This is a genomic window from Flavobacterium sp., from assembly GCF_031423415.1.
In the GTDB taxonomy this organism is placed as follows: Bacteria; Bacteroidota; Bacteroidia; order Flavobacteriales; family Flavobacteriaceae; genus Flavobacterium.
Genome location: NZ_JANPFL010000001.1, coordinates 42,837 through 66,852, shown reverse-complemented (window position 1 = coordinate 66,852; position 24,016 = coordinate 42,837). Strand labels below are relative to the sequence as shown.

Here is a 24,016-nt window from a genome sequence, read left to right as displayed (position 1 = left end):
AAATAAGAAGGAGTTGAAATTATGACGACGGATTTCGGAAGATTTAAGTCAATGAATTATCTTTTTCATTAGGGAAAATAATCCAAGGCTTGAAGATTTTAGCTTCTTCAAAATCTAATGTAGCGTATGAAATAATAATGATAATATCGTCTTTTTGCACTTTTCGGGCAGCAGGTCCGTTTAAGGTTATTTCACCTGAATTTTTTTCCCCTTTGATAGCATAAGTGTCAAAGCGCTCGCCATTATTGATGTTTACAATCGCTACTTTTTCGCCCTCAATAAGATTCGAGGCATCCATCAACGCTTCGTCAATTGTAATGCTTCCTATATAATTTAAATCGGCGCCAGTAACCTTCACTCGATGAATTTTTGATTTTACTACTTGTATTTGCATTGTGCAAAAGTAAATTAATTTAATGAAATGGTGTCAATCAATCGGACATTGTGGACAAAAACCGCTATAAAAGCACGATAGCTTTTGTTTTTGCTTTTTCGTATACAAGGCAGTAGCGTTTTTTCGTCAGCAATTTGATAATATTCTAAAGTGAAATTGGAATTGTTTTGAAATACTTTTTCAACTTCTTCCGTTACTATTTTGGCACTGAATTTTTGGAATTTCTCTTTAGAATCAATTAAAGTTTTATAAATAATGGAAGCTTCTTGTCTCTCTTTTGGAGATAAAAGAGCATTTCTAGAACTCATCGCCAACTGATTGCGTTCACGGTGAATCGGACAACCAACAACGAGGACTTTCATCTTGTTTTTTGCGACCATTTTCTTTATAATTTGCAATTGTTGAAAATCTTTTTCCCCAAAATAGGCGTTTGTAGGTTGCACAATTTCGAAAAGTCGTTTTACAATAGTGCCAACACCATTGAAATGTCCGGGCCTGAATTTACCTTCCATTTGGTTTTCTAAACCGTCAAAATCAAAGAACTGGGAAGAAGGTTTTCCCTCATAAAGATCTTCAGTAGGTGGTGCATACACTATAATTTCAGTGCACAAACCACTAATTTGATTTAGATCGTCTTCAAGTGTTCTTGGGTATTTTGCAAGATCTTCAGGATTGTTAAACTGGGTTGGATTGACAAAAATACTTACTACAGTAGCGTCGTTATTAGCCATTGATTGTTGCATCAATGATAAATGACCTTGGTGTAATGCCCCCATAGTGGGTACAAGCCCGATTGTGGAACTGTTAGTTTTAATAGATTTTAAATGTTCTATCAAAGCTGCTTTTCCGTAGAAAATATGCATAGGTATTTTGTTGAAATAATCTGCAAACATAATATTTTAGTCTATAACTGCATAAATTTTTGTAATTTTGCATAGTTTTTATTGCCAATAAATCAAGTAATTTACAATATGGAAGATAAGAGAATATTATATGTATCATCTGAGGTGGTGCCTTATCTAGCTGAAAATGAGGTTTCTTCAATGTCTTATCAAGTGCCAAAAATGATAAATAATCAAGGCGGACAAATTAGAATTTTTATGCCAAGGTATGGAAATATTAACGAAAGAAGACATCAGTTGCACGAAGTAATTCGCCTTTCGGGGATGAATTTGGTCGTAAATGACTTAGACATGCCTTTGATTATAAAGGTGGCTTCAATTCCAAAAGAAAGAATTCAGGTTTATTTTATTGACAATGACGAGTATTTCAAGCGCAAAGCAACATTTACTGATGAAGAAGGAGTTATGTTTCGAGATAATGATGAACGAGCTATTTTCTTTGCTAAAGGCGTAGTCGAAACGGTAAAAAAATTGAATTGGGTTCCTGATATTATTCACGTTCATGGTTGGATGGCCGCAATGTTGCCCATTTATATGAAGCATTTTTATAAAAACGAAGCCTTATTTTCAGACACAAAAATTGTGACATCGGTTTACAGTCAGTCTTTTGACGGTACTTTAGATATAGAAATGATAAATAAAATAAAATTTGACGGGATTCCAAATGAAGCTATTTCCGACTTAGAAAAACCTGATTACGAGAATATTATGAAGGCAACCATCAATCATTCGGATGCTGTAATTATTGCCTCAGAAAACCTGTCTTCAAGTTTAACAAAATTTATAGAATCTTCAGGCAAACCTTTTTTACCTTTCGCCCCGAAAGATAAATTCGCCGAGGCGTATTCTAATTTTTATACAAATTTTGTTCTCTAAATTAACATTTTCTAGTAAATATGCATAATAATTCTCTTTTTAAATCCTTACTATTTTTTGCGGTAATGCTGCTTTTTGTATCTTGTGACAAAGAATATAGCGCGGTTGGAGAAGCCTTGTTAGGTGATAATAATTTCACATTAGTAAAGTATCCATCAAATGTAGTAGCTCACAACGAAAAAATTACTCCTGTAGAATCTAGTAATCTCCCTATAAATGCTTTAGGAATATATGAAAATTCAGCTTTTGGCACAACCGCGGCGAGTTTCGTAACTCAATTAGCCTTAGCAAATCTAGATCCCACAATTGGACTAAATCCTGTAATAGAAAGCGTATATCTTGATGTGCCTTATTTTGTTGATGCTTCTCAAACAAAACCTATAGTAAATTCTACTGGCGTTACATCTGGAAACACTTATGTTTTAGATTCTATTTATGGAGAAAAATTAGCTAAAGTAAAACTGAGTGTTTATGAGTCTACTAGGTACATGGGTAATCAAAATGGAAACGCTCAATCCTTATACACCAATCAAAATACTGAATTTGATGGTTTTATAAAGGGAAGTAGATTGAATGATGATTCTGACAAGTCGCAAAATGATGAATTTTATTTTGATCCTACTCAACATTCAGTTACAACAAAAGGTGACGCAGATAAAGAAACCACGACCTATTCGGCTCCAAGTATGCGATTAAAACTGAATACGGACTTTTTTCAGAAGAAGATATTTATCGACGGAGCACCGACAGGAAGTTTGGTATCTAATAATGTATTTACAGATTATTTTAAAGGTTTGTACTTTAAAGTCGAACAATCTGGGTCTGATAAAGGGAGTCTAGCCATGATTAATTTTGCTAAGGGAACCATAACTATTAAATATAAAGAAGATTCCTCTACAACGCCAGTAACTAGAGTGGAGAAAAATTTAATTCTTAATATGACAGGAAAAACAGTAAGTTTATTGGAACAAAGCAACCCAAATACTGATTATGAAACTGCCAGAAACAATCCAGATAGGGTTCTTGGCGACCAAAAATTATATTTAAAAGGAGGCGAGGGAACATTGGCTGTTATAGAGCTTTTTGAAAAAAAGGATTTACTAGGATATGACACAAACGGAAACTTGACTGGTCCAAACGGCGTATCAGATGAATTGGATAAAATTAGAAAGGAAGGATGGTTGATTAATGAAGCCAATCTGGTTGTTTATATTGATACAGATAACGCGGAATTTAAAAAAAGCATCGAGCCACAGAGAATTTATTTGTATAATTACACCTATGGAACTACTATTTTAGATTATGTTTTCGCCTCTTCAATAGCCAATAAAAACAATTCAAAATATTTATTTGGGGGCTTTATAAAAAGAGCAACAACTGATTTAAAAAGAGGAGTTTCTTATAAATTTAATATTACAAATCATATAAGTAATTTAGTTAAAAAATCTGATGTATTAAATAGTAAGCTCGGTCTTGTTGTTACCGAGGATGTAAACAGTGCAGATTTTAGAAAGCTAAAGACAGAAAATCCTTTTATGTCACAAGTTCCAAAAGCAAGCGTAATGAATCCTCTTGGAACCGTCCTTTACGGAAGTAATCTTTCTGAATCGGATGCGAATTATAGCAAAAGATTACAACTAGAAATTTATTATACAAAACCTAAATAACCAGAACTATGTGTGGAATTGTCGGGTACATTGGCTACAGAGAAGCTTATCCTATTGTAATAAAAGGATTAAAAAGATTAGAATATCGAGGTTATGATAGTGCAGGAGTTATGCTATATGACGGAGAAAACTTAAAACTTTCTAAAACAAAAGGCAAAGTTATAGATCTTGAAGTAAAAGCTTCCAACGAGATTTCCACTAATGGAACCATTGGAATAGGTCACACACGTTGGGCTACACATGGTATTCCCAATGATGTTAATTCTCATCCTCACGTTTCTAATTCTGGAGATTTAGTTATAATTCACAATGGAATTATAGAAAATTATGCTCCACTGAAAGTTGAATTGATAAAAAGAGGCTATATTTTTCACTCTGATACCGACACTGAAGTATTAATAAATCTTATCGAAGAAGTTCAAAAAAAAGAAAATCTAAAGCTAGGGAAAGCAGTTCAGGTAGCATTAAACCAGGTTTTTGGAGCTTATGCCATAGCCGTTTTTGATAAAAAAAATCCTGATGAAATCGTGGTTGCCCGCTTGGGAAGTCCACTGGCAATAGGAATAGGAGAAGGCGAATACTTTATTGCATCAGATGCATCACCATTTATCGAATATACTTCAAATGCCGTTTATTTAGAGGATGGAGAAATGGCAAACATTAGGTTACACAAACCTATGAAAGTTCGAAAAATTAAGGATGACTCCTTAGTTGATCCCTATATTCAAGAACTTCAAATGAATTTAGAGCAAATAGAAAAAGGGGGTTACGATCACTTTATGTTTAAAGAAATTTACGAGCAACCTAATGTAATTACGGATACCTATCGCGGAAGACTTCACGCAAACGACGGCATTATTCAGATGTCGGGAGTAGAGGATAATTTAGAAAAATTTCTTAACGCAGAAAAAATAATAATCGTCGCCTGCGGGACCTCTTGGCATGCAGGACTAGTGGCTGAGTATATATTTGAAGAATTTACCAGAATTCCTGTTGAGGTGGAATATGCATCTGAGTTTAGATACAGAAATCCAATCATCAACAGAGGCGATGTAGTCATTGCCATTTCCCAATCCGGAGAAACTGCTGATACGATGGCAGCAATAAAATTAGCAAAAGAAAAAGGAGCATTTGTTTATGGCGTTTGTAACGTGGTTGGCTCCTCCATTTCTAGAGAAACACACGCAGGTTCACACACACACGCAGGACCTGAAATTGGTGTGGCTTCTACAAAGGCGTTTACTACACAAATCACAGTATTGATAATGATGGCGTTGCGTTTAGCAAAAGCTAAAGGAACATTGTCTAAAACCGATTTCCATAGATACTTACAAGAATTAGAAATTATTCCTGAAAAAGTTAGAGAAGCTTTAGAGACAAATGCTAAAGCAAAAGAAATAGCTGCGATTTTTAAAAACACGCAAAATTGCTTGTATTTAGGAAGAGGCTACAATTTTCCTGTTGCACTTGAAGGAGCATTGAAGCTCAAAGAAATCTCTTACATCCACGCTGAAGGATATCCTGCAGCCGAAATGAAGCATGGACCAATCGCTTTGATTGATGAGCATATGCCAGTAATTGTTATTGCACCTAAACAAGGGCATTATGATAAAATTGTTAGCAATATTCAAGAAATAAAATCACGAAGCGGTATTATCATAGCTGTGGTTACAAAAGGAGATACTCAAGTAAGAGGTTTAGCGGATTATATAATCGAAATTCCCGAAACTTCCGACGCTTTATCACCATTAATCACGACTATTCCATTGCAATTATTATCGTATCATATTGCTGTTATGAGAGGCTGTAATGTAGATCAACCACGTAACTTAGCCAAGTCAGTGACTGTTGAGTAAGTAATTTACATCTATTTTCATCAAAAGTGAGGTTTTTCACCTCACTTTTTTTGTGCGTATATTTTATGAAATCTCCATTTCTAAAGGCGTATTTTTATATGCACGCATAATAAATCACATTATTTTAACTAAATATTCAAAATTAATTTAACGGTTTTGAAAATGGCTAATTATAGTGAAATTATATATTATTAAAATATTTTAGTCTTTTTTTATTAATATCAAAATTATTTGTACTTTGGTCGCATTAACTAACAAAATTCAATCAAATGAGAAGCTATTTACTTGTTTTGTCGTTGTTTTTTTGTGGCATTTCTTTTGCACAAAACACAATTACAGGTTCTGTTACCGAAAGTAACAACCAACCCATTCCTGGTGCCAGCATAAAAGTCGTTGGAACTAAAGCAGGAACGGTCTCAGATGCTGATGGGAAATTCACTTTAACATCCTCAGTAAACCCACCATTTACAATTGAAGTAACCAGTTTGGGACACCAAACGAAAAAAGTCAGTATTACTTCAAATAATCAAAATGTAGTTGTTATACTGACTGAAGCCCAAATGACATTAGATGAGGTGGTAATAGCCGCTTCCAGAACTCCTGAAAGAATCTTAGAGTCACCCGTAACTATCGAAAGAATGGGTATCAAGGAAATTAAAAAAACAGCTTCACCCACTTTTTATGATGGACTAGAAAACCTTAAAGAGGTTCAAATGAATACCAGTAGTTTGACATTTAAATCCATAAACACTCGTGGTTTCGCAACGGTTGCTAACACTCGTTTCATGCAGTTGGTTGATGGAATGGATAATTCTTCGCCACTATTGAACTTTGTATTAGGCAATATGATTGGCGTATCTGATATTGATGTGCAAAGTGTAGAGTTACTACCTGGAGCTTCATCCGCTTTATATGGTGCCAACGCTTTTAATGGTATTATGTTTATGAACAGTAAAAGCCCATTTACATATCCAGGTATTTCTGCCTATTTGAAATATGGAGCCACAAGTCAAGAAGCTGCAGGAACCAATAGTTTTTATGACGTTGGAGTCAGAGTAGCGCATAAATTCAATAAATATATTGCCGCAAAAGCTAATTTTACCTACATGCAAGGAACGGACTGGTATGCTACAAATTATGATGATAAAAGACGTCAAGGACAAGGAATTACAAGAAGTGATGTCAATTATGACGGTATAAATGTGTATGGCGATGAAGCATCTACAAATTTAAAATCTGTGGGACAATCATTAGCTGCTTTAGGATTAATACCTGCTGCTGCTGTGAATTTACTTCCAAGCTATAATGTAAGCCGAACAGGATATAATGAAGTGGACTTAACTGATAACAAAGCATCTAACACAAAAATTGATGGCTCTTTGCATTTCAGACCATTTGGGGATGAGCGATTAGAAGTAATCTTACAAAGTAAATTAGGATTTGGAAATGCAGTTTATCAAGGTGCAAATAGATATTATTTGAATAACTTTTTTATGCAACAACATAAATTAGAAGTAAAAGGTAAAAACTTTTTTGTAAGGGGTTATACCACCACAGAAGACGGTGGTGAGTCTTATGACATGCTTTTTACAGGTCTTAATGTAAATAGAGCTTGGAAAGATGACAGTACTTGGTTCGGACAATATGCTGGTGCCTTTGTTCAAGCAACATTGGCGGGACAAACTCCAGCAAATGCTCATATTGCTGCTAGAGGAGTTGCTGATACAGGAAGATTAATACCAGGCACACCTGAATTTAAGAAAGCGTTCGATCAGGTGATTGCAAATCCAGATGTATTATCAGGTTCAAAACTTGTGGACAATTCAAGAATTTACCATTCTGATGCCAATTATAATTTTAAAGACATCATTAAATATGGAGAAATTCAAGTAGGTGGTTCTTACAGACAATATCAACTTGATTCTCAAGGCAGAATTTATACGGATGCTAATGGTCCAATTTATTATAACGAATATGGTGTTTATACCCAGTTGCAAAAAAAATTCATGGAGGACAGATTGAAATTTACTGGTTCTGTTCGATATGACAAATCTAAAAATTTTGAAGGTAATTTTTCCCCAAGAGTATCTTTTGTTTATTCTGGAGGCGAAAACAAACAACACAATTTTAGAGCATCTTATCAAACAGGTTTTAGAAATCCAAGTACTCAGGATCAATACATAGGTTTCAATGTAGGAAGTGCAGTATTAGTTGGTTCTGCTCCTGATAATTTATTGAGATATTCTGAAACTAGACCTGTTGCAAATGGCGTTCCAGCAATTGGACAAGTCTATGCCGGAGGAACATCTGTTGTGATGACGGGAGTAAACGCTTATCAAAATTCTTATACGAGCGCATCTGTTGCGCAATTTGCGGCATTTGCAGCAGCCAATCCTGGGAATACCCCTGGAGCAGCAGCATTGCTGAAAGTAACAAATGTAAAAAATGTTAAACCAGAAGAGGTACAAGCTATCGAATTGGGATACCGTTCACAATACAAAGACATAAACATTGACTTGAATGGATATTATAATACCTATAATAACTTTATAGGAAACACAGTATCAATTGCTCCATTGTACGGTAAAGTTAGCGAAACTTTCGATTTTGCTCAAGGAGCTCCGACTTATGTTGCTAATCCAGCGGTTCAAACGCTTCACGCTCTAGCCAATGGAAATATTAGAGCCTATCAATTATACACTAATACTGATTTAAAAATTCAGTCACTTGGAGTTGGAATAGGATTGTCTAAACGAATCTTTGGAGGTTATGATTTTGGTGTAAGTTATAACTATGCTCAGTTTGATTTCGATCAAGCAAAAGATCCAGGTTTTGAAGCAGGTTTCAACACTCCAAAACATAGAGTTAAAGCTTCTGTCGGTAACGAAAAATTATTCGAAAACTTTGGATTTAATGCCAGCGTAAGATGGAATAATGAGTATTTATGGGAATCTACAATGGTTGACGGAATGATTAGTGCCGCTACAGTGGTTGACGCTCAAATTAATTATAGTATTCCAAAAATAAAATCGCTATTAAAATTGGGTGCAACTAATATTGGCAGTAAGGAGTACATACAAGTATTGGGCGCAGGAGCAATAGGACAACAATATTTTATTTCTTGGACAATTAATCCGTAATTCAATTAGTCAACAACATATAAAAATATAAGATCATGATAAAAAACTTCAAATGGCTACTATTGGTTGCAGCAACCTTTGTAGCTTGTAATAATAATAACGACGAAGAGGTTGTACTTTATAATACATCCGATGGTTTACCGCCTACGGCAGGTACTGCCAATTTTACGAAATATGTTTCCTTAGGAAATTCATTAACCGCAGGATATTCAGACAATGCCTTATTTATTGACGGACAAAAGGTATCCTATACTAATATTATGGCTCAGCAGTTTGCAACTGTCGGAGGTGGGGAATTCAAAATTCCTTTTATGGCTGATAATATTGGTGGATTTAAGATTAACGGAACTCAATTTGCAGGGCCAAGATTGTATTTTAATGGCTCAGCCCCAGTTCCGGTTACGGGGACTCCATCAACAGAGATTCTCAATCCTGCGGTAGTTGCGGCAGGACCTTACAATAACTGCGGAGTTCCTGGTGCTAAAAGTTTTCATTTACTATCGCCAAGCTACGGGAGTGTAGCTGGAATTTCGCTTGGAACTGCAAACCCATATTATGTGCGTTTTGCACCAAATGCTACAACTTCGGTTTTAGCTTATGCAATGTCTCAAACACCAACATTCTTTTCGCTTTGGATTGGAAACAATGATGTTTTGGGTTATGCTACTACAGGTGGAGATGGATCAAACCCAATAACCCCATCCGCAGGACCAGCAGGTGCGGGCTTTGACGCTACATATGACGCTTTAGTAAACACATTAACTTCTGCTGGAGCCAAAGGTGTCATTGCAAATATCCCTTATGTAAATACCGTGCCATTTTTCACAACTATTCCCTACAATCCATTGTCCGCAAGTGTTTTAGGAGCTGGTAATGTTGCTTTAGGAACTGGAACAATAAACGCGTTAAATGCTCAGTTGTACGGGCCATTAAAAGCAGCTTTAACAGCCTTTGGAGAAGGAAACAGAATTAACTTATTGTCTTTAACCGTTGCAAACCCTTTATTGATAAAAGATGAATCTTTGACAGATTTATCCGCACAATTAACCGCTGCATTTACACCATCACTTGGTCTTGCAACAGCTACTTTTTATGGAAGTGTTTTTGGAAAAGCCAGACAGGCTAAAGCTAATGATTTGGTTCTTCTGACAACACAATCCGCAATTGGTGCCGCACCTTCTGCATCTGATTCTGGTCTTGGTTTTGCACCACCATCCCCATTAGATAAATTTGGAATCACATATCCTTTACAAGACAAACACGTTTTAATTCCGACTGAGGTTTTGGAGTTAAAAACAGCTACAGACGCCTATAATGCTAAAATAAAAGCAGTTGCAACTGCAAAGGGCCTTGCTTTCCTTGATGCAAATGCCCTAATGACACAAATTGCAAACGGTGGCATCCCTTCAAATGGATTTACGGTTACAGGAGCATTTATAACTGGAGGAGGATTTTCAACAGATGGAGTTCATCCGTCTCCAAGAGGATATGCATTGATTGCCAATAAGTTTATTGAAGCGATAAATAAAACTTACGGTTCCAATTTAAAAGGAGTAGATCTAGGAAATTATCGAATTTTATTTCCAAGGTCTCTTTAAATTTTTATACAACAGTTGTCAAAAACCATCATGGGAACATGGTGGTTTTTTCGTTTTTAGGCGCTTTTGTTTCTTTATTCTACTGCAATCACGAGAGCGATTGAAACCCACTTTTTTTTTATAAAAAAAGTGTTGATTTTTATGTTTTAAAAAATTATCTTTGCGCACTGAAAAACACAACTACTTGAATAGTTTCAATTAGGTGTACTTCATAAACCAGATTAGCTATTTAATAAATACATAAGCAATGTCAAAAGTAATAGGAAAAGTTGCCCAAATCATCGGACCAGTTGTCGATGTAGTTTTCAACGGTAAAGATGTTGAACTTCCAAAAATTTATGATTCATTAGAAATCACAAAAAAAGACGGAACATTATTAGTTCTTGAAGTACAATCCCACATTGGTGAAAACACTGTTCGTACCATCTCAATGGATTCAACTGACGGTTTGAGCAGAGGTTATGAAGTAGTTGGAACAGGAAACCCAATAAAAATGCCAATTGGAGCAGATGTTTACGGACGTTTGTTTAACGTAATTGGTGATGCTATTGATGGTTTAGGAAACTTGCCAAAAGATGGTGAAAACGGAATGTCTATTCATAGACAAGCTCCAAAATTTGAAGATTTATCAACTTCATCAGAAGTTTTATTCACAGGTATTAAAGTAATCGATTTGATTGAACCTTACTCAAAAGGAGGAAAAATTGGATTGTTTGGTGGTGCTGGTGTTGGTAAAACAGTATTGATTCAAGAGTTGATCAACAATATTGCAAAAGGTCACGGTGGACTTTCTGTATTCGCAGGAGTAGGAGAAAGAACACGTGAAGGAAATGACTTACTTCGCGAGATGTTAGAGTCAGGAATTATAAAATACGGAGATGCTTTTATGCACTCTATGGAAGAAGGTGGATGGGATTTATCTAAAGTAGATATGATGGGAATGAGAGAGTCTAAAGCTACTTTCGTTTTCGGTCAAATGAACGAACCTCCTGGAGCTCGTGCTCGTGTGGCCTTGTCAGGATTGTCTATCGCTGAGTATTTCCGTGATGGTGCAGGTTCAGACCAAGGAAAAGACGTTCTTTTCTTCGTTGATAATATCTTCCGTTTTACACAAGCAGGTTCTGAGGTTTCGGCACTTTTGGGACGTATGCCTTCTGCAGTAGGATATCAACCCACATTAGCAACCGAAATGGGAGCGATGCAAGAACGTATCACATCAACAAACAAAGGTTCTATAACATCGGTACAAGCGGTTTACGTTCCTGCGGATGACTTAACAGATCCAGCTCCAGCGACAACTTTTGCGCACTTAGATGCTACAACAGTATTGTCTCGTAAAATTGCCGAGTTAGGTATTTATCCAGCAGTGGATCCATTGGATTCTACTTCAAGAATTTTGACGCCACAAATTATTGGTGACGAGCATTATAACTGTGCACAAAGAGTAAAAGAGATTCTTCAAAAATACAAACAATTGCAAGATATTATTGCGATTCTTGGTATGGAAGAATTGTCTGAAGAAGACAAATTATCGGTATCAAGAGCTAGACGTGTACAGCGTTTCTTGTCTCAACCGTTCCACGTTGCAGAACAATTTACAGGATTAAAAGGAGTTTTGGTTGACATTAAAGATACTATTAAAGGATTTAATATGATCATCGATGGAGAATTAGATCACTTGCCAGAAGCCGCTTTCAACCTTAAAGGAACCATTGAAGACGCTATCGAAGCTGGAGAAAAAATGTTGGCAGAAGCATAATAAAGTGGGAAGTTAGAAGTGGGAAGTTAGAAGTTGTTTAAACTTTACCTCCACTTCTAACCTCTAACTTCTAACCTCTAATCTTAAATTATGTTATTAGAAATAGTATCACCAGAAGCACAATTATTTTCAGGCGAAGTAACATCGGTGTCTCTTCCAGGAGTTGATGGACATTTTCAAATGTTGAATAATCACGCACCAATAGTTTCGATACTTCAAAAAGGTATCGTTAAAATTACCGCGATTAGTTTCAAGTTTACCAAAGAATCCGAAGGGTTATTTACCAAAGTAAATGATCAAAATTACACACTAGCTATCAATTCTGGAACTATCGAAATGAAAGACAATAAAGTAATTGTATTAGCCGACTAAAGAAATTCTATATAATAACTAAAAGTCATACAGTAATGTGTGACTTTTTTTTTGAAGCTATTTCCAGCTATTCATTTCAATCTCTTGCTTTTTTAAAGAAAAAAAGCAAGAGGATTTCCACTTCTATCTGGGCTAGAAATGGCTGTAAATTCATAGTCCCCATTTCAGCCGTAGCCTATTTTTTTACCCCGTTTTTTTTCTAACTTTGCCATTATGATGTTTCCGAAAAATCTCTCAGCTAAACTCGAAACTCGCAAGCAAAACAGTGCATTGCGAAAATTGCCTTTACCTAACGATTTAATCGATTTTGCTTCGAATGATTACATCGGGTTTTCAAAAAGCAAATCCATTTTTGACGAAACCCACCAGTATTTAATTGACAATAAAATCATCCAAAATGGCGCAACAGGTTCACGATTACTATCAGGAAATCACAAAGTTTATCAAGAAACCGAAGATTTTATCGCCAATTTCCATCAGTCAGAAAGTGCGTTGATTTTTAATTCGGGTTACGATGCCAATGTGGGTTTTTTTAGTTCCGTTCCCCAGAAAGGAGACTTCATTTTGTATGATGAATTGAGCCACGCCTCTATTCGAGATGGAATCCAACTTTCGAATGCTAAATCCTATAAATTCCAGCATAACGATTTTGAAGATTTGGAACGATTGATTGTTAATTGCAATGGGAGCAACGGGGACAATTTGGCAAACACTCCCAACCTCCAACTTCCAACTTCCATCTATATCGTCACCGAAAGTGTTTTTTCGATGGATGGCGACACTCCAAATCTCGAAGAATTGGCACAACTTTCCGAAAAATTCAAATGTCATTTAGTTATCGATGAAGCTCATTCTCTAGGTGTTTTTGGAGATAATGGTGAAGGATTGGTTCAAATGTTGGGTTTGCAAGACAAGATTTTCGCCCGAATCATGACCTTCGGAAAAGGATTAGGTTGTCACGGCGCAGCGATTTTAGGGTCGAAAGTTTTGAGTAATTATCTCGTCAATTTCGCCCGAAGTTTTATTTATACCACGGGACTTTCTCCACATTCTACAGCTACTATTTTAGTGGCGTATCAATATTTACAATCAGAAAAGCAAACAATCGCAAAACTTCGGAAAAATATCGTTCACTTCAATCAAGAAAAAAATATTTTGGGATTGAAACCTATGTTTGTAAGAAGTAAATCAGCTATTCAAAGTGCTATAATTCCTGGAAATCAAAACGTAAAATCAATAGCGAGTCAGCTTCAAGAAAAAGGGTTTGACGTCAAGGCTATTTTATCACCCACAGTTCCCGAAGGTCAAGAGCGACTTCGTTTCTGTTTGCACAATTATAATTCGAAAGAAGAAATAGCAGATGTTTTGCGTCTGTTAAGTACCTTTGTTTTTTAGCCACAGACCTGCCTGCCGGCAGGTGACGCGGATTTAACCGATTTTCACAGATAATAATTTTTAACAGCGATGAATGACTGAATTTTTACACAAAGAATTATCGGAGGCGATTTTAAAAGTTTTTTATGAAGTTTACAACGAACTTGGTTATGGATTTCTTGAAAATGTTTATCAAAACGCAATGTATATAGAATTAAAATCACAAGGTTTTAAAGTAGAAGCTCAAAAACAAATTAAAGTATATTATAAAAATGAGCTAGTCGGTAATTTTATTGCCGATTTGGTTATTGATGATGTAATTATAATAGAATTAAAGGCTTGTGACACTTTAGTGAAAGCGCATTATGCCCAAACTTTAAACTATCTAAAAGCAACAAATATTGAAATTGGCTTATTATTAAACTTTGGTGAAAAGCCAGAAATTAAAAGACTTATTTTTACAAACAACCGAAAAGATTAAATAATCGGTGTAAATCCGTTAAATCGGTGTCATCTGTGGCCCAATTGCTATGAAACTATTTATAACAGGAATCTCAACCGATGTAGGCAAAACCATTGCCTCCTCTATCATCGTCGAAGCACTCGAAGCTGATTATTGGAAACCCATCCAGGCCGGTGACTTGGATAATTCCGATAGTCATAAAATCAGGAATAATATTTCGAACAACAAAACCATTATTCACGAAAACAGTTATAAACTCAACACACCAGCTAGTCCGCATCTTGCAGCTGAACGTGACGGAATTACAATTGACTTAAAACAAATCAAAGAACCCAATCCCGATGGCTATCGGGAAAAAAATCATCTTGTCATAGAAGGTGCTGGTGGTTTATTGGTGCCATTAAATGATACTTATTGTATTGTCGATTTAATCAAAGCTGATTATAAAGTTATTGTGGTTTCAAAGCATTATTTGGGAAGTATCAATCATACTTTGCTGACTATTGAAGCATTAAAAAGCAGGAAAATAAAAATTGCAGGAATCATTTTTAGCGGTGACAAAAACGAATCTACTGAAACGATAATTCTAAATAAAACAGGAGTCACATTTATTGGAAGAATAGAGCAAGAGCCTTATTTTGACCAAACTGTTGTTCGAGAATATGCCGATTTGTTTCGAGAGAATTTGTTGAAACTTCAATAGCAATTACAATTTCAAAAATCAATTTCAATCTGAAATCAAATGAATTTAACCGAAAGAGACCAAAAAAACATTTGGCATCCTTACACTCAACACAAAACAGCAACGCTGCCTATAGCTATAAAAAGAGGTGAAGGCGCCTTGCTCTGGGACGAAAACAACAAAGAATACATTGATGCGATTGCTTCGTGGTGGGTTAATCCTTATGGGCATTCCAACAAATATATCGCCGACGCCATTTATACCCAATTGACTACCTTGGAACACGTTCTCTTTGGTGGATTTACTCACGAACCAGCAGTTTTGCTTTCTGAAAAATTGATGGCAATTTTGCCTAAAAACCAGCAAAAAGTCTTCTTTTCCGATAATGGTTCTACTGCAGTGGAAGTAGCAATTAAAGTGGCTTTGCAATATTTTTCCAATAAAGGAGAGAAGAAAACGACCATAATTGCGTTCGAAAATGCTTTTCATGGCGATACTTTTGCGGCAATGGCAGCGAGTGGAATTTCTTTCTTTACAGAAGCTTTCCAAGGAATGTTGATTGATGTAGTTCGGATTCCGGTTCCAATAAAAGGAAAAGAAGAAGAAAGTTTTGATGCTTTGCGAGAAGTTGTAAAAAACAATAATTGTGCTGGATTTATTTTTGAACCTTTGGTACAAGGAGCGGCAGGAATGGTAATGTATGAACCTAAAGTATTAGATAAATTAATCCAAATTTGTCAAGAAAGTAAGGTACTCACAATTGCTGATGAAGTGATGACAGGCTTTGGAAAGACAGGAAAAACATTTGCTTGTGACTATTTAAGCGAGAAACCCGATATGATGTGTTTGTCCAAAGCCCTGACCGGCGGAACAATTCCAATGGCGATTACTACGTTTACTCAGGATATTTTTGATGCTTTTTATGATGAAGACATTAATAAAGCATTATTTCATGGGCATACATTTACCGCAAATCCTACAGGTTGTGCGGCTGCTTTGGCAAGTTTGTCATTACTGCAAACACACGAAATGCAAAACAATATTGCTCGAGTAAATAAAAGACATTTAGCATTTCAGAAACATATAGAATCCCATCCAAAAGTGACCACAACTCGAGTATTAGGGGTCATTTTCGCCTTGGAAATACAAACCGAAAGTGCCGCTAGTTACTACGGAAGTTTACGCAACAAGCTTTATAATTTCTTTATTGAAAATGGCGTGATTTTACGACCAGTTGGAAATATTGTTTATATTTTGCCTCCTTATATCATCAAGGACGAACAATTGCAAAAAGTATATGAAGTGGTCGAAAAAGCATTGGGAATAGTTTAGTTTAAACCACAGTTATTCTTCGCCTGTTCGCTACCTCTCGATTGAAGGATTAAAATGATTTTTGGAGGTAGTTTTTCAACTTTATTTATGGTTTGCGCGGTTTACGTCGCAACCATGATTGTCATGTTTTAAGCGTCTCACGCATTCTAGACAACTTGGTTTAGATAGCGTGGGATTCCTAATTAATGACAAGCTTTGCAGACAAACTTTGTGGTTTAAATAGCAACAGATTATTTTTACTTGTATTCCTAACAGGCTGAAAACCAAATCAACTCCCACTGTCTTTACTTTTTTGATTGATTTACAACCACTAAATGATTGATTTGACTTGTTTTAACGTTAATTAAACAATTATCTTTGTATATCAATGTTAAATCATCATTTTAGAGCACTATTTTTTATTAAAAAGGCAGTCAAGTATAAAGCGTTGAATAACGCTAAATAAACCAATAGGAATTGACATGAAAAGAGTTTTCACTATTTTAAATTAAAGACCGCTATACATTTTTTAATGATGGTCTGTTTAGGCGGTTCAACTGATAGACAAACTACCCCTGCGGCAGGTGATTATCGTTCGATAACCACTGGCAACTAGTAAGCGCTAAACAGGTGGCAAAGATTTACTAGCATTAAACTAGTAACCTGAGTTGCAGTTTTAAATAATCAAGGACAAAGCGCAACTATGCAAAAAGTGTTTATTTAAAACCGTCATGCCATTAATTTGCAATTACAGTTTATAACTAATAAGACAAACAACTTTTAAAACTTTATACTATGAAAAAATTAGTACTCACAAACAAAAATTTTAAGAACGGGATGTTGCTATTATTAGTTCTGTTGTGCGGATTGTTTGCAAATAATTCAGAAGCGCAGGTAACAAACACCAATTTCTTTTGGGGAGGCACAGTAAACAACTTGTGGTCAACAGCTGCAAATTGGAGCACTACTGGGCGGTTTGTGCATGCCGCTACTTTTGCTAGTGGTTCTACAACCGTTACAATTGATACAGCTAACTTAGCTACTACTGGAACTATTTTAGCTGTTGGTCATGCTATTGTTGGCGTTGGCATCCCAGCCAATACAACGGTAGTAGCATTTAGTGCAGTTCCAGCAGCTGGTACAACAATAACACTAAGTCAACCAACAACAGCTGCAGGTAGTGCCGCTTTAATTCAAACCTACTTAAAATCTTCTATTCTGCCTTTTGCGACTACTGGTAACTCGTCAGCCGGAACTACAGCTACAGTTGTTGTAGATAATGCAACTCTTGCTAGTCCTGTGCTAACAGGAGCTAGAGTAGCTTCTTTTCTCTTGATGCGTAATACTTTTGGACCTACAACAGGTACAACCTTGACTATCAATGCCGGAGCAAGTTTAACAATTAATCATTATGGTGCTGTACCTTGCAGTATTGCAGGTGGTAATATTGTAAACAATGGCACATTAACTATAACAAGTACTAGTGCTGCAGCGTCATCTGGTATCGCTTGTATTATACCTACTGTTCTTCCTGGATCTGCTACTACATACGGTTATTCAGGGACTGGCGCATTAAACTTAAATGTTAGTGCTTCTACGACAGCAAATAGTGCTGCTTTTAACGTTACCTCATTAAATGCGAATACTACTTACAGCCTTCTTTTTAATAGCATTACAACTTTTAGTCTTGGTTCTGCAACCACCTCGTTTGCGATTAGACATGCAGGAGGTGCATCGTCCTCGCCTTTAGTTATAGGAGGAACAGGATTTACAATTGGTAGTGCATCTACTCCTATTGCAAACGGAGGATTATTATCTTTAGGAGCTGCAACAACTGTGACTGTTAATTCGGGTACAACACTAAGCTTGTACACTGCCAGTACAAATCTTACAACGGCGATAACTTCTTTTTCATCAAGTGCTACTGCAACAAATTTTACCAATCTAGGCGAAATAAACATACTGGGGTCTTCTGCAAGAAGCGGCTTGTCATTTTCCTCAGGTGCTTCTGGAACAGCAAGTGTATTTAATATTTCAAACCAAGGCACGTTAAATGTAGATTTGACTATTCCTACTGTTGGTAGTGCTCCATTTATTATTGGGAATGGTGGTGGAGGTAATGTTAATGCTGGAACAGTTGTAAATCTAAACAATACAGCAACAGGTGTTTTAACATTAAAAAATAATAGTACAGCCGTTGGTGCAGGACAGGCTATTTTTTGCACTGTAACCGGAGAAGCAGCACCTCTGGTTATCAATAACAGTGGCACTTTGAACTTAGAGGGAACAGTAAATACTTTTACAAACAAAACAACATTAAACAACACCGGATTTATTACAACCAATAACGAGTTGCGTCATTTTACTGCAATTAATAATAATACAGGAGGAGAGATTTCTTTCTTTAATAACGCATCAACAGCAGTTACGCGACAAGTTCAATTTAATGGTTTAACTACGGCTTCTGCATCATCAGTCGGAGCGGTATATACGTATGGTGGAAATACCTTTGTTGTCATTACCCAGAAGTACACCGGTTCTGGAACTACGTTAACAGCCAATGTGTTATCATCAGCATCAGTGGTTTCGGCAGCAGGCTCGCTTACACTTTCAAGTGGTACAGGCGATGCTTCAATAGCTTTTACATCCATATCTATTGTAGCTACTAACAATGCCATTGTAGGAACTTGTACGAACTCAGGAACAATATATACCGCTAGCGGCACTAATTTGAATATTATTTCAGGGGTCAGTGATGCGTCCGCAGGTGCTATTGTTCCTGGAAGTTCTTTATACGGAATTACTGATTTGAAAAAAGCGTCAACAACGCCCAATGGAATTTTAAGAATACAAGTTGCAGGAACAACTGCGGGTGTAGACTATGACCAAATGGTAAATACTGCCGGAAGTATAAATGTTGGAAGTTTAGATTTGAATGTTGTTTCCTTGTACACTCCAGCCGTTTTAACAACGATTTCTATTATTTCAGCAACTGCTATAACTGGAACTTTAGTAAGTGCAACAGGACTTACACAAGTACCTGTAGGTTGGGCGCTGGCATACACAGCTACAACTGTAGACCTGGTGTATACCCCACCAACTTTCACTACTACAACATGGAATGGTAGTGTTGACACCGACTGGACAGTAGCAGCCAATTGGACTGGAGGACTTCCGTCCAACTTAACCGATGTTGTTATCGCAGCGGCTGCGAACCAACCCCTAATCGCAGCGAGTGCTATTAATCATATACGATCCTTGACATTAAACCCTAGTACTATATTAATTGTGAATGCAGGTGCTACACTCACTATTACCGATGCGATAACTAATAATGGTACTTTAATTTTCGAAAACAATGCCAATTTGGTTCAAGTAAACAATGCTGTTAACACTGGAAATATTGTATACAAACGAACAACCCCTAACTTATTAGATACGGATTACACCTATTGGTCCTCTCCAGTCGTGGGTCAAACCTTAGCCGCTATTTCTCCAATCAATTACGATGAAGGCAGATACTATTCGTTCGATACCATCCTTAACGACTGGTCAATATGGCTGCCTCACACCACCGTGATGTTACCAAGTGTAGGTTACATTATGAGGGGGAAAAACATACCAGGACCAAATATAGAAGCTACTTTTACGGGAGTTCCAAACAATGGAGTCCTAACAACGCCCACTGGCGCTGCTGGGAATAACTGTCTGATGGGGAATCCTTATCCATCAGCAATTGATGCCGATGCTTTTTTAGGTGCCAATATTGCAACTATTGAAGGGACATTATATTTTTGGACTCACAATACGCCGATTACTAATTTAGTTTACACTTCTGGCGATTATGCCAGTTATAATGGCACTGGAGGTGTTGCAGCAACTACAGGTGGTACTGCACCAACGGGAAAAATAGCAGCTACACAAGGTTTTTTTGCGACCAGCAAGACAGCAAGTACAGTAACATTCAACAACTTTATGCGATTTGATGGCTCAGGAACCCCTTTTGATAACACAAATTTTTATAAAACCAAAAATACAAAAAAGGCGATTACTATCGAAAAGCATAGAGTTTGGCTGAATTTAACCAATACCCAAGGCGCTTTCAAACAAATACTTGTAGGATATGTTACAAACGCTACCAATGAATATGACAGCGCTTTTGACGGTAGGAGTTTTAACGGAAATGCATTCGTAGATTTTTACAGCGTCGTCAACAATAAACGGTACACCATTCAAGGTCGAGCTTTACCATTTGATGAAAATGATGAAGTGCCGTTGGGATACCGCAGTACAATCGCAGGTGAATTTTCAATTAATATCAATCAAGTTGATGGTTTGCTGACCAATCAAGCAGTGTTTCTTGAAGATAAACTAACAAATACTATTGTAAATTTAAAAACGAGCAGCTATACATTTACAACCGCTGTAGGAGTATTTAATGAACGTTTTGTGTTGCGATTTGTAGCTAAGACTCTAAGTACAAATGATTTTGAAGGAAAATCCAATCAAGTGTACGTTTCTGTTAAAAACAAACAGTTAAAAATTAATGCTGTTGGCGAAGCTATAAAAAACCTAACCATATATGATTTATCGGGTAGAACTTTATATCAAAAAAATAATATCGGTAGCAATGAATTAACAGTGCCAAATTTTGTTTCAGGCACTCAAACGGTAATGCTTAAAATAATCTTGCAAAGCGGCACAATAGTTTCCAAGAAAGTTATTTTTTAAGCGATTATTAAAATATGTTTATACGCGTACTTAGTGTAAAATAGTATAACGAAGAAGCTTAGATTAGCTGGATTTCTGCCTAGTATCACGAACTCATTCTAATTTTTAAATTGCAAAAAATGTCTTTATAGTTTTGTAAAGTTTACTATTTTAAGGCGCAAATTAAATCCATTTTTATACTGTGTTGTTTGCCATTAATTAGCTTAGATTCTTACGGTCACAGGTCCGCCGCGGCGGGCGAACCTGCGAAGCAATGACAAAAAGGAGAGACAAATTTCAAATTTAATCAGCCGCAGATTTGAATGGATTATAGAGAATTTCGCGGAGTTCTTAAACGTAAGTGACCTTCTATGCCTTACTTGGTAAAAATTAATCAGCCACTCATTTAAAACTTAAATAACTTATATGGTTAAATTTAAAATTCGTTTTAATCCGTTCAAATCCGTGTTGTCCGTGTGACATTTTTATACCATGTTGTTTGCCATTAATTAGCTTAGATTCCTACCGACACAAGTCCGCCGTGGCGGGCGAACTGGCGAAGCAATGATAAAAAAGAGAGGTAAATTTCAAATTTAATCAGCCACAGATTTGAATGGATTATAGGGATTTTCGCGGGGTTCTTAAACTTAAATGACCTTCTATGCCTTACTTGGTAAAAATTAATCAGCCACGCATTTTTACTTAAATGACTTATATGGTTGAATTTAAAATTCGTTTTAATCCGTTCAAATCCGTGTCATCCGTGTGCCATTTTTATACCGTGTTGTTTGCCGTTAATTAGCTTATATTCCTACCGAAACAAGTCCGCCGTGGCAGGCGGACTGGCGAAGCAATGACAAAAAGGAGAGACAAATTTCAAATTTAATCAGCCACAGATTTGAATAGATTATAGGGATTTTCGCGGAGTTCTTAAACTAAAATGACCTTCTATGCCTTATCTGGTTGAAATTGAAATCCGTTTTTTATCCGTGTTTTTGCATTAGCAAATCCGAGTTATCCGTGTTCCATATTTCTTCAAAGATTTGAACCCATTAATCCTATTTTTTAGGAATTCTTAAACTTAAATGACCTTCTATGCCTTACGTGGTAAAATTTAATCAGCCACTCATTTATAACTTAAATGACTTACATGGTTAAATTTAAAATTCGTTTTAATCCGTTCAAATCCGTGTTATCTGTGTGCCATTTTTTCCGACCTTTGCGCCAAAATTAAAAGCCTTGTCACAAACCATCTCCATAACCGCTATAGCCTCCATTTCTCCACTAGGAAATGACCCAAAAACGATTTGGGAAAACTATCAAAATCCAAATCATTGTTTTACAAGCCATTTTTTAGACCATAAAAATACACTCGTTGCGAAATTGGATGAAGATTCAAGACAAGTTGTTGAAGCTATAAAGCAATCGGATCCTAAGTATAAATCATTAGACAAATCGGTTTTGTACGCTATGGCGGCTTCTCGCAAAGCTATTAAAAATGCAGGTTGGACACCAAATGATATTTTCGGAATCAACATAGGTTCTTCTCGAGGCGCTACTGATTTATTCGAAAAACATTTTCAGGAATATTTAGAAACCGGTAAGGCTCAAACTTTGGCTTCGCCAACAACGACTTTGGGAAATATTTCTTCTTGGGTGGCACACGATTTGCAAAGTGCTGGCCCTGAAATTTCACATTCTATTACCTGTTCTACGGCGTTGCATGCGGTGTTGAATGGTGTTGCGTGGCTTCGTGCCGGAATGATCGACAAATTTTTGGTCGGTGGAAGCGAAGCACCGTTAACCGATTTTACGATTGCTCAAATGCGAGCTTTAAAAATTTATGCTGCCACAGATGAACTTCAGTCTAAGCCTGTCGAAGAGTATCCCAATAGAGCATTAGATTTTGGAAAAAAGCAAAACACCTTAATTCTTGGTGAAGGTGCCGCAGTTTGTTGTTTAGAAATTGGCAAAAAGGAAAACGCCTTGGCTTTCGTTGAAGGCATTGGGTATGCGACTGAAATCTTGGAACACAACATCTCCATTTCGGCAGAAGCGACTTGTTTTCAGAAATCGATGAAAATGGCTTTGCAAAATACCGATTTGTCAGAAGTGGACGCCATCGTGATGCACGCTCCAGGAACAAAAACGGGAGATTTAACCGAATACAAAGCGATTCAAAAAGTTTTTGGCTCAGCCATGCCAATGCTCACCACCAACAAATGGAAAATCGGGCACACCTTTGGTGCTTCGGGAATGTTGAGTATCGAGATGGCGATTATGATGCTCCAACACCAAAAATTTATTGGCGTTCCCTTTATAGCAAACCCTATCAGGTTTCAAAACCCTAACAGAGCTGTAAAAAAAGTACTTGTAAATTCGGTTGGTTTTGGCGGCAACGCAGTGAGTATTTTGTTGAGAGCTTAGTGCCCTAAAACCCTAGGCGAGCCTATCAAAACCATAGGCACACCTACCAAAACCATAGGCGAGCCTATCAAAACCATAAGAGAGCCTACCAAAACCATAGGCACGCCTACCAAAATCAGAGCAGCAGCTACCAAATACAGAGTTGCAGCTACCAAAATCAGAACAGCAGTTACCAAAAACAGAGTTGCAGCTACCAAAAACAGAACAGCAGTTACCAAAAACAGAGCTGTAGCTACCAAAATCAGAACAGCAGCTACCAAAAACAGAGTTGCAGCTACCAAAAACAGAGTTGCACCTATCAAAGCCATAGGCATACCTACCAAAACCATAGGCGATCCGACCAAAACCATAAGCGACCTTATCAATTTTACGGTTGGTTTTGACACCCTTTTTGTCACGCTTTAAGCGTCTCACGCATTGTATATGTTTGCTTTCCTCAATGCGAGATTCCCTCAGAAACGAGAGCTCTGCCGCGGACGAACAAG

16 protein-coding genes are annotated in these 24,016 nt (G+C 36.7%); 13 read left to right on the top strand and 3 right to left on the bottom strand.

From position 1 onward, the window contains the following. Positions 1-43: 43 nt before the first annotated feature. Positions 44-394, bottom strand: coding sequence for an aspartate 1-decarboxylase (panD, locus tag RMO83_RS00235; protein ID WP_310557658.1), 351 nt, complete (start codon positions 392-394; stop codon positions 44-46). Positions 395-408: 14 nt separating this feature from the next. Beyond that, a complete protein-coding gene (gene panC, locus RMO83_RS00230; RefSeq protein ID WP_310557657.1) occupies positions 409-1,287 on the bottom strand; it encodes a pantoate--beta-alanine ligase in 879 nt (292 codons plus the stop codon). A 78-nt stretch (positions 1,288-1,365) separates the two neighbouring features. Here panC and RMO83_RS00225 point away from each other — a divergent pair, with 78 nt between their 5' ends. The 13 genes from RMO83_RS00225 (at position 1,366) to RMO83_RS00165 (ending at position 23,531) form a co-directional block, all read left to right on the top strand. Further along, positions 1,366-2,172 (top strand): glycogen/starch synthase, encoded by an 807-nt coding sequence (locus RMO83_RS00225; RefSeq protein ID WP_310557656.1) that lies wholly within the window; start codon positions 1,366-1,368, stop codon positions 2,170-2,172. 20 nt (positions 2,173-2,192) lie between these two features. Further along, positions 2,193-3,839, top strand: a complete 1,647-nt coding sequence (locus tag RMO83_RS00220) for a DUF4270 domain-containing protein (protein WP_310557655.1) — start codon at positions 2,193-2,195, stop codon at positions 3,837-3,839. Positions 3,840-3,847: 8 nt separating this feature from the next. Beyond that, the gene (gene glmS / locus RMO83_RS00215; protein ID WP_310557654.1) at positions 3,848-5,695 is read left to right on the top strand and encodes a glutamine--fructose-6-phosphate transaminase (isomerizing); all 1,848 of its coding nucleotides are present in this window, start codon (positions 3,848-3,850) and stop codon (positions 5,693-5,695) included. A gap of 269 nt (positions 5,696-5,964) precedes the next feature. Continuing rightward, complete coding sequence (locus RMO83_RS00210; RefSeq protein ID WP_310557653.1) at positions 5,965-8,835, top strand: TonB-dependent receptor domain-containing protein; 2,871 nt, start codon at positions 5,965-5,967, stop codon at positions 8,833-8,835. Between the two features lie 35 nt (positions 8,836-8,870). Further along, positions 8,871-10,433, top strand: a complete 1,563-nt coding sequence (locus RMO83_RS00205; RefSeq protein ID WP_310557652.1) for a G-D-S-L family lipolytic protein — start codon at positions 8,871-8,873, stop codon at positions 10,431-10,433. 247 nt (positions 10,434-10,680) lie between these two features. Next, positions 10,681-12,192: a F0F1 ATP synthase subunit beta gene (atpD, locus tag RMO83_RS00200; protein WP_310557651.1), complete on the top strand. Its 1,512-nt coding sequence runs from the start codon at positions 10,681-10,683 to the stop codon at positions 12,190-12,192. A gap of 90 nt (positions 12,193-12,282) precedes the next feature. After that, the gene (locus RMO83_RS00195; protein WP_310557650.1) at positions 12,283-12,564 is read left to right on the top strand and encodes a F0F1 ATP synthase subunit epsilon; all 282 of its coding nucleotides are present in this window, start codon (positions 12,283-12,285) and stop codon (positions 12,562-12,564) included. Between the two features lie 213 nt (positions 12,565-12,777). Then, positions 12,778-13,959 (top strand): pyridoxal phosphate-dependent aminotransferase family protein, encoded by a 1,182-nt coding sequence (locus RMO83_RS00190; RefSeq protein WP_310557649.1) that lies wholly within the window; start codon positions 12,778-12,780, stop codon positions 13,957-13,959. Between the two features lie 73 nt (positions 13,960-14,032). Beyond that, positions 14,033-14,419: a GxxExxY protein gene (locus RMO83_RS00185; protein ID WP_310557648.1), complete on the top strand. Its 387-nt coding sequence runs from the start codon at positions 14,033-14,035 to the stop codon at positions 14,417-14,419. Positions 14,420-14,468: 49 nt separating this feature from the next. After that, on the top strand, positions 14,469-15,104 hold the full coding sequence (gene bioD / locus RMO83_RS00180) for a dethiobiotin synthase (RefSeq protein ID WP_310557647.1): 636 nt from the start codon (positions 14,469-14,471) through the stop codon (positions 15,102-15,104). 39 nt (positions 15,105-15,143) lie between these two features. Further along, positions 15,144-16,415, top strand: a complete 1,272-nt coding sequence (gene bioA, locus RMO83_RS00175) for an adenosylmethionine--8-amino-7-oxononanoate transaminase (RefSeq protein ID WP_310557646.1) — start codon at positions 15,144-15,146, stop codon at positions 16,413-16,415. A gap of 774 nt (positions 16,416-17,189) precedes the next feature. Further along, complete coding sequence (locus RMO83_RS00170; RefSeq protein ID WP_310557645.1) at positions 17,190-21,125, top strand: T9SS sorting signal type C domain-containing protein; 3,936 nt, start codon at positions 17,190-17,192, stop codon at positions 21,123-21,125. A gap of 1,218 nt (positions 21,126-22,343) precedes the next feature. Beyond that, a complete protein-coding gene (locus RMO83_RS00165) occupies positions 22,344-23,531 on the top strand; it encodes a beta-ketoacyl synthase N-terminal-like domain-containing protein (RefSeq protein WP_310557677.1) in 1,188 nt (395 codons plus the stop codon). On the opposite strand, the gene RMO83_RS00160 is transcribed toward RMO83_RS00165, so the two are convergent. Next, positions 23,528-23,917, bottom strand: coding sequence for a hypothetical protein (locus RMO83_RS00160; protein ID WP_310557644.1), 390 nt, complete (start codon positions 23,915-23,917; stop codon positions 23,528-23,530). The two genes, RMO83_RS00165 and RMO83_RS00160, sit on opposite strands and share 4 nt — an antisense overlap. Positions 23,918-24,016 lie beyond the last annotated feature (99 nt).

Coding starts and splice junctions, on each gene's coding strand:
- RMO83_RS00170 (WP_310557645.1), top strand. CDS start 17,190: ATGAAAAAATTAGTACTCACAAACAAAAATTTTAAGAACGGGATGTTG.
- RMO83_RS00190 (WP_310557649.1), top strand. CDS start 12,778: ATGATGTTTCCGAAAAATCTCTCAGCTAAACTCGAAACTCGCAAGCAA.
- RMO83_RS00195 (WP_310557650.1), top strand. CDS start 12,283: ATGTTATTAGAAATAGTATCACCAGAAGCACAATTATTTTCAGGCGAA.
- panD (WP_310557658.1), bottom strand. CDS start 394: ATGCAAATACAAGTAGTAAAATCAAAAATTCATCGAGTGAAGGTTACT.
- RMO83_RS00220 (WP_310557655.1), top strand. CDS start 2,193: ATGCATAATAATTCTCTTTTTAAATCCTTACTATTTTTTGCGGTAATG.
- RMO83_RS00185 (WP_310557648.1), top strand. CDS start 14,033: ATGACTGAATTTTTACACAAAGAATTATCGGAGGCGATTTTAAAAGTT.
- atpD (WP_310557651.1), top strand. CDS start 10,681: ATGTCAAAAGTAATAGGAAAAGTTGCCCAAATCATCGGACCAGTTGTC.
- RMO83_RS00205 (WP_310557652.1), top strand. CDS start 8,871: ATGATAAAAAACTTCAAATGGCTACTATTGGTTGCAGCAACCTTTGTA.
- glmS (WP_310557654.1), top strand. CDS start 3,848: ATGTGTGGAATTGTCGGGTACATTGGCTACAGAGAAGCTTATCCTATT.
- bioA (WP_310557646.1), top strand. CDS start 15,144: ATGAATTTAACCGAAAGAGACCAAAAAAACATTTGGCATCCTTACACT.
- bioD (WP_310557647.1), top strand. CDS start 14,469: ATGAAACTATTTATAACAGGAATCTCAACCGATGTAGGCAAAACCATT.
- RMO83_RS00210 (WP_310557653.1), top strand. CDS start 5,965: ATGAGAAGCTATTTACTTGTTTTGTCGTTGTTTTTTTGTGGCATTTCT.
- panC (WP_310557657.1), bottom strand. CDS start 1,287: ATGTTTGCAGATTATTTCAACAAAATACCTATGCATATTTTCTACGGA.
- RMO83_RS00225 (WP_310557656.1), top strand. CDS start 1,366: ATGGAAGATAAGAGAATATTATATGTATCATCTGAGGTGGTGCCTTAT.